Annotated in this window: 7 protein-coding genes; 4 read left to right on the top strand and 3 right to left on the bottom strand. The window is 63.9% G+C overall.

Annotated features, from left to right (window positions below; translation table 11 throughout):
• Positions 1–90: 90 nt before the first annotated feature.
• The 3 genes from dusB to ACVOKO_RS18965 form a co-directional block, all read right to left on the bottom strand.
• Positions 91–1,089, bottom strand: coding sequence for a tRNA dihydrouridine synthase DusB (dusB, locus tag ACVOKO_RS18975; protein ID WP_346500875.1), 999 nt, complete (start codon positions 1,087–1,089; stop codon positions 91–93).
• Positions 1,090–1,304: 215 nt separating this feature from the next.
• Positions 1,305–2,255, bottom strand: coding sequence for a ribokinase (locus ACVOKO_RS18970; RefSeq protein ID WP_346500873.1), 951 nt, complete (start codon positions 2,253–2,255; stop codon positions 1,305–1,307).
• An 87-nt stretch (positions 2,256–2,342) separates the two neighbouring features.
• The gene (locus ACVOKO_RS18965; RefSeq protein WP_346500871.1) at positions 2,343–3,641 is read right to left on the bottom strand and encodes a NupC/NupG family nucleoside CNT transporter; all 1,299 of its coding nucleotides are present in this window, start codon (positions 3,639–3,641) and stop codon (positions 2,343–2,345) included.
• Between the two features lie 203 nt (positions 3,642–3,844).
• Between ACVOKO_RS18965 and ACVOKO_RS18960 the strand changes: the two genes are divergently transcribed.
• The 4 genes from ACVOKO_RS18960 (at position 3,845) to ACVOKO_RS18945 (ending at position 8,872) form a co-directional block, all read left to right on the top strand.
• Positions 3,845–4,816, top strand: a complete 972-nt coding sequence (locus ACVOKO_RS18960) for an aldo/keto reductase (protein ID WP_346500868.1) — start codon at positions 3,845–3,847, stop codon at positions 4,814–4,816.
• Between the two features lie 478 nt (positions 4,817–5,294).
• Positions 5,295–5,489 carry a hemin uptake protein HemP gene (hemP, locus tag ACVOKO_RS18955; protein WP_346500866.1) on the top strand — a complete coding sequence of 65 codons (195 nt, stop codon included), beginning with the start codon at positions 5,295–5,297 and terminating at the stop codon, positions 5,487–5,489.
• 161 nt (positions 5,490–5,650) lie between these two features.
• Positions 5,651–7,855: a TonB-dependent hemoglobin/transferrin/lactoferrin family receptor gene (locus tag ACVOKO_RS18950; RefSeq protein WP_346500864.1), complete on the top strand. Its 2,205-nt coding sequence runs from the start codon at positions 5,651–5,653 to the stop codon at positions 7,853–7,855.
• Positions 7,856–7,945: 90 nt separating this feature from the next.
• A complete protein-coding gene (locus ACVOKO_RS18945) occupies positions 7,946–8,872 on the top strand; it encodes a DUF6607 family protein (RefSeq protein WP_346500862.1) in 927 nt (308 codons plus the stop codon).
• Positions 8,873–8,964: the final 92 nt, after the last annotated feature.

Below are 8,964 nucleotides of genomic sequence, written 5' to 3'. Positions count from 1 at the left end.
GCCGAGCCATGCTCGGCAGAGGCTTCATGCATAAATCCAAACGTTGCTGGTAACGCCCCAGCCGAGCATGGCTCGGCTCTACAGGTGGTGTCAGGCTGTTTGTTGCATGCCTGCGCTTTCACCGGCTATCAGCGCATCGAAATAGTCGCGGGTCAGGCGTATCTGCGCGTCTGCGCTTTCCGCTGCATTGACCACTACGCGGAAGGCGGCGTTCTCGGGCCTGTCCTTTGCATACCAGCCCAGGTGTTTGCGGGCGATGCGCACGCCCTGCGGTTCGCCGTAGAAGGCGTGCAGGTCATTGAGATGGCCGAGCAGGATGTCGCGCACTTCCTCCACCGAAGGCGGTGGCAGTTCCTCGCCGGTGGCCAGGTAATGGGCGATCTCGCGGAAGATCCACGGCCGGCCCTGTGCTGCACGGCCAACCATCACTGCGTCGGCGCCGGTGAGCTTGAGGACCTGTTCGGCCTTGCGCGGGGAATCCACATCGCCGTTGGCCAATACCGGAATCTTCAGCATCGCCTTGATCGCGGCGATGGTCTCGTATTCGGCCACGCCGGTGTAGTGCTGGTCGCGGGTGCGGCCGTGGATGGCCAGCGCGGCGATGCCGCTGTCCTCGGCGATGCGGGCGATGCTGGGCGCATTGCGCACATCGGCGCACCAGCCGGTACGGATCTTCAGCGTGACCGGCACATCGACGGCATTGACCACCGCTTCAAGAATGCGTGCCACCAAGGCTTCATCGCGCATCAACGCCGAGCCGGCCCAGGCGTTGCACACCTTCTTGGCCGGGCAACCCATGTTGATGTCGATGATCTGCGCGCCGTTGTCGACGTTGTAGCGCGCGGCCTCGGCCAGCTGCTGCGGTTCGGTCCCTGCAATCTGCACGCTGATCGGTGCCGGCTCGCCGGCATGGTCCATGCGATGGAGGGATTTGCGGGTATTCCAGAAGCGCGGGTCGCTGATGGTCATTTCCGAGGCGGCCAAACCCGCGCCCAGCCGTTTGCACAGCTGACGGAATGGCTTGTCGGTGACGCCGGCCATGGGCGCGAGCACCACGTTGGGTGCAATGGTGTAGGGGCCGATCTGCATGGACGGTATTGTAAGGCGCTGGCTGGAACCCCGGCTGTAGGAGCGGCGTCAGCCGCGAAGCTGGCAATGCTCAAGAGGCCGTAGAGCTTACCCCTCCCCAACCCTCCCCTGCTGCGCAAGGGAGGGGGCAAAGCTGCGAAGCTGGCAATGCTTGGAGGGCCTAAAAGGCTACCCCTCCCCAACCCTCCCCTGCTGCGCAAGGGAGGGAGTACAGCTCAGACGTCGGCCGGGGTCATCTTCGGCATCGACAAGGCGGCGCCTTCGCTCTCGGTGGAGCGGGCGGCGTACTGGTTGGCGAAGCGTACGTGCTTGATGAACGAAGCCTCCGGTGCCTGCGCCAGCGAGGCGGCGAGGGCGCCGTTGAAGGCATCGCCGGCGCCGGTGGTATCCACCACCTGCACCGACTCGGCTGCCACCCGGTAATACGGCTGGCTGTCGCTGCGCAGCTTGTCTTCATCGTGCGAGACAAACACGCCGACCGCGCCCAAGGTCACCACCACGGTGTTGCCGGACAGCTTGCGGCAGAGCGCGTGCAGGCTGGCGCCATCCAGCGTTGCCACGTCGTCGGCCTCGATGCGCTCGCCGACATGACGGCCCAGCAGGGCGGCAAACTCGGTTTCGTTCGGGGTCAGCACATCGGCCAGCTTGAGCAGGCTGATGGTGGACGGTGCATTGGCAGGGGCCGCGTTGAGCATGGTCAGCACACCCGCCTCGCGGGCCTGCGCCAGCGCTGCTTCGATGGTTTCCACCGGCGATTCCAACTGTGCCAGCAGCACCTTGGCGCCGCTGATCAGCGCAGCGTTGGCGGCCACGAAATCGGTGCTCAGCGAGGCATTGGCGCCGGCGCCGATCACGATCGAGTTGCGGCCGCGGCCATCGACGTAGATGCCGGCGGTGCCGGTGGGTTCGTCGCTGGCTTCGGCTACCAGGGCGATGCCATCGGTACTGGCCAGCTGGCGGGCGAGGTCGCCGCCGGCGTCAGAGCCCAGCGCGCAGACAAAACTGGTCTGCGCGCCGGCGCGCTGTGCGGCGACGGCCTGGTTGAAGCCCTTGCCACCGGGGCCGGTGCTGTAACGGCCAGCAATGGTCGCTCCCGGTGCGGGCAGGGCGTCGCAGCGCCAGACGTGATCGACATTGAAGGAACCAGCAACGACAACAGAACTCATGGAATCTACGTCTCTAAGGTGGCGATGAAGCAGTAACGGCGATGAACGCGCCGAATTGAATCAACAGGAGTGGTTCTACAGCGTGGATCAACTGAAATGGGTCAGCACACCGGCGATGGTGGCGGTCATCAAGGTGGCAATGGTGCCGCCCAGGACTGCACGCAGGCCGAACTTTGCCAGATCCTGGCGACGGTCAGGGGCGAGCCCGCCGATGCCGCCGATCTGGATGGCGATGGAGCTGAAGTTGGCGAAACCGCACAGCGCGTAGGTGGCGATCAGGCGGCCTTCTTCACTCAGGCTGACGCCCGGGACGTTGCCCTTGATGATCTCCGACAGGTCCATGTAAGCGACAAATTCGTTGATCACGACCTTCTGGCCAATCAGCGAACCGACGGTGGTGGCGTCAGCCCACGGCGTGCCGATCACCCAGGCGATCGGGGCCAGCACGTAGCCGAAGATGGTGGCCAGGTTGGTCGGCTTGCCGATGGCGGCAGCCAGGCCGGTGATGTCACCGATCCAGGTCAGTGGCGCATTGAGCAGGGCGATCAGGGCGATGAAGGCCAGCAGCATGGCGCCGATGTTCAGCGCAAGGCGCAGGCCGTCAGCGGCGCCACCAGCGGCTGCGTCGATGATGTTGGAGGAGGTCTTTTCCACTTCCATCTTGACCGTGCCGCGCGTCAGCGGAGTGCCGGTTTCCGGCACCAGCAGCTTGGCGACCACCAGCGTGGCCGGTGCGGCCATGATCGAGGCGGCCAGCAGATGCTTGGCATAGAAGGCCTGCGAGGCAGGATCACCACCGCCGAGCATGCCGACGTAAGCGGCCAATACGCCGCCAGCGATATGCGCCATGCCGCCGATCATCATCGTGATCAGCTCGGACTGGGTCATCTTGGAGATATACGGGCGCACGGTCAGCGGCGCCTCGGTCTGGCCGATGAAGACGCTGGCACAGACGCTGGTGGTTTCAGCACCGGACACACGCATCACCTTGGTGATGGCCGCAGCCATGACCCGCACGATGGCCTGCATCACGCCCAGGTGGTACATCACGCCCATCAGCGCCGAGAAGAAGATGATGGTCGGCAGCACCTGGAAGGCGAAGATGAAGCCGTATTTGGGGATGTCCATCAGGCTGCCGAAAATGAAGTTGGAACCTTCATTGACGAAGCTCAGAATCTTGACGAAGCCCTTGCCCAGCCAGTCGAACACGTCGCGGCCACCCGGGACCAGCAGCACCAGCGCCGCAAACGCGATCTGCAGGGTGATGCCGGTGGCAACCAGCTTCCAGTCAACGGCTTTCTTGTTGTTGGAGAACAGCCAGGTGATGCCCAAAAGCACCGCCAGGCCGAACAGGCCGAAGCCGATTCTGCCCAAACCTTCGAACATGAGTAATCCCCGGGCGTGCCCGCAAAAGACGCAAGCCTAGAGCAGCGGCTGATGCCGGGCAAGAATATACATGGCATGAGCCTGCAATTACGGCGAATGCGCCGGTATCGGCAAGGTCCACGGGGCGGCCCGATGCGCAGTCAGGGTTACACTGGCGGCCAATCTGCGCGAATGGCGCGCAGGGTCCTATGTTGGAGCCAGCCATGCAATACCGTCGTCTCGGGTCGTCCGGCCTGCAGCTGTCCACCTTGTCGTTTGGTGCCTGGGTGACCTTTGGCAGCCAGATCGGGCGGGACGAGTCGCGCAACCTGATTGCTGCGGCCTGGGACAACGGGGTCAACTTCTTCGACAACGCCGAGGGCTATGCCAAAGGCCGCGCCGAAGAGGTGATGGGCGACGTGATTGCCGACCTGCGCCTGCCGCGCGACGGCTATTGCGTGTCCTCCAAGGTGTTCTTCGGCTCGGCCGAGGAGCCTGCGCCGACCCAGCGCGGGCTGTCGCGCAAGCATGTCACCGATGCCTGCCACGCCGCGCTCAAGCGCCTGCGGGTGGACTATCTGGATCTGTACTACTGCCACCGCCCGGATGCGGAGACGCCGATCAGCGAAACCGTGCTGGCCATGGATACGCTGGTCCGCCAGGGCAAGGTGCTGTATTGGGGCACCTCGGAGTGGTCAGGCGCGCAGATCGCTGAGGCGGTGGCGTTTGCCCGCGCCAACCATCTGTATGCGCCGAGCATGGAGCAGCCGCAGTACAACCTGCTGCACCGCACGCGTGTGGAGCAGGAGTACGCGCCGCTGTACGCCGATGCCGGCTTGGGCACCACCATCTGGTCACCGCTGGCTTCGGGTCTTTTGACCGGCAAGTACAACGACGGCATCGCCGACGATTCGCGCCTGGGCCAGTCCTCGCTGGGCTGGCTGCAGGCGTCGGTGCTGGGCGAGCCGGCCGATGATCGGCTGGGCAAGGTGCGTCGTTTCAGCGCATTGGCGGCCGAGTTGGGCGAATCGCCGGCGCAGCTGGCCATTGCCTGGTGCCTGCGCAACCCGCAGGTATCCAGCGTGATCCTGGGCGCAAGCCGGGTGTCGCAGCTGGAAGAGAACCTGCGCGCGCTGGACGTGCTGGCACGGGTGGAAGAGGGCACCTGGCAGCAGATCGAGGCGATTTTCGCCTGATTGCGAAGCGGTAGTGCCGAGCCATGCTCGGCAGCGCGTTGCCAGGAATTCGAGCGGTCTTTGTGGGAGCGGCGTAAGCCGCGAAGCCATGGATCAATCAGGTCGCGGGTAGGTGCGTGAGCCAGGTGTTGCCAGCTTCGCGGCGTACGCCGCGCCGACAGTGTTGATGGTGGGCTCGTAACGCCCCTGCCGAGCATGGCTCGGCACTACAGCGGGCCAGGCTTTTGTAGGAGCGGCGTCAGCCGCGAAGCCACGGATCCGCCCGGTTGCGGTCATGCCGGTGATTGCAGTGCTGCCTGTTTCACCGCGTTCGTCGCCGTGACGCTATGTCGGTAAGGCCTCTGCCGAGCATGGCTCGGCACTACCGGTGGAGCGAATGGCCGGCTTCAGGGAAGATTGCGCAGTTGTTGCAAATAGTTCTTGCATCGTTGTTGAGAATCATTATCATCTACTCCGTCCCCAGCACGGAATCACGATGATGTCGGCTCAACCCGTTCTGCTTCGCCCGCGTACCCTCCACCTGCCGCAGCGCCCGGTCCAGTTGTTGCCGGCCGACGGTGTTGTCGATAGCGGTGCCTTGCTCAAGGGGCAGCGCGAAATCGTCATCCAGCACGGCGACAAGTTCTATCGCCTGCGCCATACCAGCAACGACAAGCTGATCCTTACCAAGTAAGCAGCAGCCCGCGTTCGCGGCTGCATCGCTGCCAGCCGGCGCGTCCTCGCGCCACGCCCGCCTGAATCGCAAAGCTCTCTCCCCCCTTGGCTACAGCCGGGTCGCCCTTGTGGCCCGGCTGCCTGCCAGGGGCTTTGTTCACCCGATGATTCCAGGCTTCCATGATCCGTCCAACTGTCTTGAGCGCTGCCCTGTGGGCGGTGCTGTCACCCGCGCATGCGGAAAATGCCGCTCCCGCCGTCGCGCAGGAATTTGATCGCGTCCAGGTCACCGCCACCCGCACCGAGCGGGCGCTCGGCGATGTCGCCGCCACCGTCGATGTGATCGATCGCGAGCAGCTGGACAAGCAGTTGGCCAACGACATCGCCGACCTGGTGCGTTACGAACCGGGCGTGTCGGTCACCCGCAGTGCCACCCGCTTTGGATTGGGCGGCTTCCGCATCCGTGGCCTGGATGCCAACCGCGTGCTGATCCAGACCGACGGTATCGCCATGCCGAAGAGCTTCAACATCGGCAGCTTCGCCAACAGCAACCGCAACTTCACCGATCTGGAAACGCTCAAGCGGGTGGAGATCGTGCGCGGCCCGGCCAGTTCCTTGTACGGCTCCGATGCATTGGGCGGTGTGGTGGCCTTCGTCACCAAGGACCCGGCGGATTATCTGAAAGACGGCAAAGACAGCTATGTCGGCCTGAAATTCGGTTACGACGGTGACTGGAAAGGGCTGCTGGGCAGCGTGACCACGGCCTTTGGCGGTGAGCACTGGAGTGGCATGGTCAACGTCAATCATCACCAGGGTCAGGAGACCGTCAACAAGGGTGATGTGCGTACGCAGGACTACACCCGCACCGCGCCCAATCCGCAGGAACGCGATGGGCGCAGCGTGCTGGCCAAGCTGGTCTATGCCGTGGACGAAAGCCAGCGCTTCCGTCTGACCGTGGAAGGCAACGAGGACACAACTGATACCGACGTGTTCTCCTCGGTCAACGACAAGCACCCGGTTGCGGCCTCGCGAACCACCACCGACATGACCGCGCATGACACGCAGAGCCGTACGCGGCTGTCCTTCGCCCATGAAATGGATGCGCTGGATGCTGCATTTGCTGACAGCCTGAACTGGCAGATCTACAGCCAGAACAGCGAAACCACCCAGATCACCAACGAAGGCCGCACCAACGGCAGCCGCCGCCATCGTGGCTTCCATTTCGATCAGCGGGTCAACGGTGCGCAGCTGCAGTTCAACAAGCGCCTGCAGTCGGGCAGCGTCGAACACGCGCTGACCTGGGGCTTCGACGGTGCACTGACCGACATCCGCCAGAAGCGCGATGGCTACCAGGTGCTGGCCAACGGCAACATCAGTTCCAACATCTCGCCGGACAATTTCCCGGTGCGCGATTTCCCGATCAGCAAGACCACCGAGCTCGGCCTGTACGTGCAGGACGAAATGCGCCTGGCCGATGGCCGCCTGTCGCTGGTGCCGGGCCTGCGCGTGGACCATTACCGGCTCAAGCCCGAGCTGGACAGCATCTTCCGCGAAGACAACCCGGACATGGCCGTGGCCTCGCTGACCAAGACCAGCGTCTCGCCCAAGCTGGGCATGGTGTGGCGCTTCGATGAGCAATGGTCGCTGTTTGCCGGTTACGCGCACGGCTTCCGTTCGCCGCCGTACAACGACGTCAATCTGGGTTTCACCAACCTGATGTTCGGCTACACCGCCATCCCGAACCCGGACCTGAAGCCGGAAACCAGCAACGGCCTGGAGCTGGGTGTGCGCTACGTCAGCCCGTTGGCTTACATGAGTGTCGGTGGCTACTGGAACGACTATCGCGATTTCATCGAATCGCAGCGCTATGTGGGCGTCAACGCGCAGGGGCTGATGGTGTTCCAGTCGCAGAACATCGCCGATGCGCGCATCTACGGCGCCGAGTTGAAGGCCGGTGTTGATTTCGGCCAGCTCAGCGATGCCTTGGAGGGTTGGGGCCTGCGTGGCGCAGTGGCTTGGGCGCATGGGCAGAACCGTACCGAGGATGTGCCGCTGGATTCGGTGGACCCGCTGCGCGGCACCGTCGGTCTGATGTATGACCGCGATGACTGGGGTGTGGAGCTGGCCGGCACCTTTGCCCGTCGCAAGGACCGGGTCGCCGCTGCCAGCGCCTATCGTCCGGCCGGTTATGGCGCACTGGATCTGATGGCGCATTGGCAGTTTGCGCCGGGTGCCAGGTTCAATGTCGGCGTGTTCAACCTGGCTGACCGCAATTACATCGACTGGTCCAGCATCACCTCCACGTTGGCGGCCAACAGCAGCGTGATCGATCGCTATAGCAACCCGGGCCGCACGGTTTCGGCCAGCGTTTCGGTGTCCTGGTAAGCAGCAACGTTAGCGGTTCCTCCAGGAGCCGGCGAAGGATCGCATCGTGGCCATGGATGGCCATCCCTTTCATCGACATAAGGAACACCCATGAAGCTGCTCTACGCCAGCCTGCCGCTGCTGTTTTTGGTCAGCACCGTCGCCAGCGCCGCACCTGCCGACATCGCCCGTGACCACGACAGCATCCTGAAGATGCAAGGCGAGTACACGGTGGATTTCGCCTTCGACGAGACCGTGCTGCTCAAGCCCGGCTACGAGCGTGCGGCGGCGATGCGCAGCGGCGGTGATGAAGTGGTCATCGTGGTTGAAGACACCCCGCGCCGCATCGTGCTGCAGCACCTGCTGGTGGATACCAAGAGCGGCCACGTCACCAAGCATTGGCGCCAGGATTGGGTCTACGAAGCACCGCAGCGCTTTGAATTCACTGCCGACCAGACCTGGACGGTGCGCGCCATTCCGGCATCGTTGAACGCAGGCGCCTGGACGCAGTGCGTCTACGAAGTCAGCGATGCGCCGCGTTACTGCGGTACCGGCCGTTGGAGCTACAACAACAATGTGCCGACCTGGACCAGCGACCTGAGCTGGCGCCCGTTGCCGCGCCGCGAGTACACCAAGCGCAGCGACTACAACGCGCTGGCGGTGGTGAACCAGCACACGCTCACCCCGAACGGTTGGACCCACGAGCAGTTCAACACCAAGGTGCAGCGCAATGCCGATGGCAGCCAGGTGGAGATTGCGCGCGAGTTCGGTTTCAACGACTACATCAAGACCACGGAAGTGGATTTCACCCCGGCGCGCGCTTACTGGGCTGCCACCGCACCGTTCTGGGCGCAGGTGCGCCAGCGTTGGGATGGCTTCCTTGGCAAGGCGCCGGGCGTGCACCTGAAGACCAAGCTTGATGGCATGGCGATGATCATGCCGCTGTTCCAGCAGGCCGAGGAGATCCAGGGCGGCGCGGCGCTGGACACCGGCAAGATCGACGCGGTGTTCGCCAAGTATGTGGAACCGGCCAGATAAGTTGGCGGTTGTTTGGTTTTTGTAGGAGCGGCGTCAGCCGCGAAGCTGATGATCGATCAGGTCGCCGATAGAGCCGCGACTTCATTGATGCC

Source organism: Stenotrophomonas sp. STEN240 (assembly GCF_056756175.1).
Note: the sequence above shows the minus strand (reverse complement) of the source record. Positions and strands in the feature narration are given on the sequence as shown.

What these genes read in the sequence shown, in the direction of transcription:
- ACVOKO_RS18960 (WP_346500868.1), top strand. Translation starts at nt 3,845, where the DNA reads ATGCAATACCGTCGTCTCGGGTCGTCCGGCCTGCAGCTGTCCACCTTG.
- ACVOKO_RS18970 (WP_346500873.1), bottom strand. Translation starts at nt 2,255, where the DNA reads ATGAGTTCTGTTGTCGTTGCTGGTTCCTTCAATGTCGATCACGTCTGG.
- ACVOKO_RS18945 (WP_346500862.1), top strand. Translation starts at nt 7,946, where the DNA reads ATGAAGCTGCTCTACGCCAGCCTGCCGCTGCTGTTTTTGGTCAGCACC.
- ACVOKO_RS18965 (WP_346500871.1), bottom strand. Translation starts at nt 3,641, where the DNA reads ATGTTCGAAGGTTTGGGCAGAATCGGCTTCGGCCTGTTCGGCCTGGCG.
- dusB (WP_346500875.1), bottom strand. Translation starts at nt 1,089, where the DNA reads ATGCAGATCGGCCCCTACACCATTGCACCCAACGTGGTGCTCGCGCCC.
- ACVOKO_RS18950 (WP_346500864.1), top strand. Translation starts at nt 5,651, where the DNA reads ATGATCCGTCCAACTGTCTTGAGCGCTGCCCTGTGGGCGGTGCTGTCA.
- hemP (WP_346500866.1), top strand. Translation starts at nt 5,295, where the DNA reads ATGTCGGCTCAACCCGTTCTGCTTCGCCCGCGTACCCTCCACCTGCCG.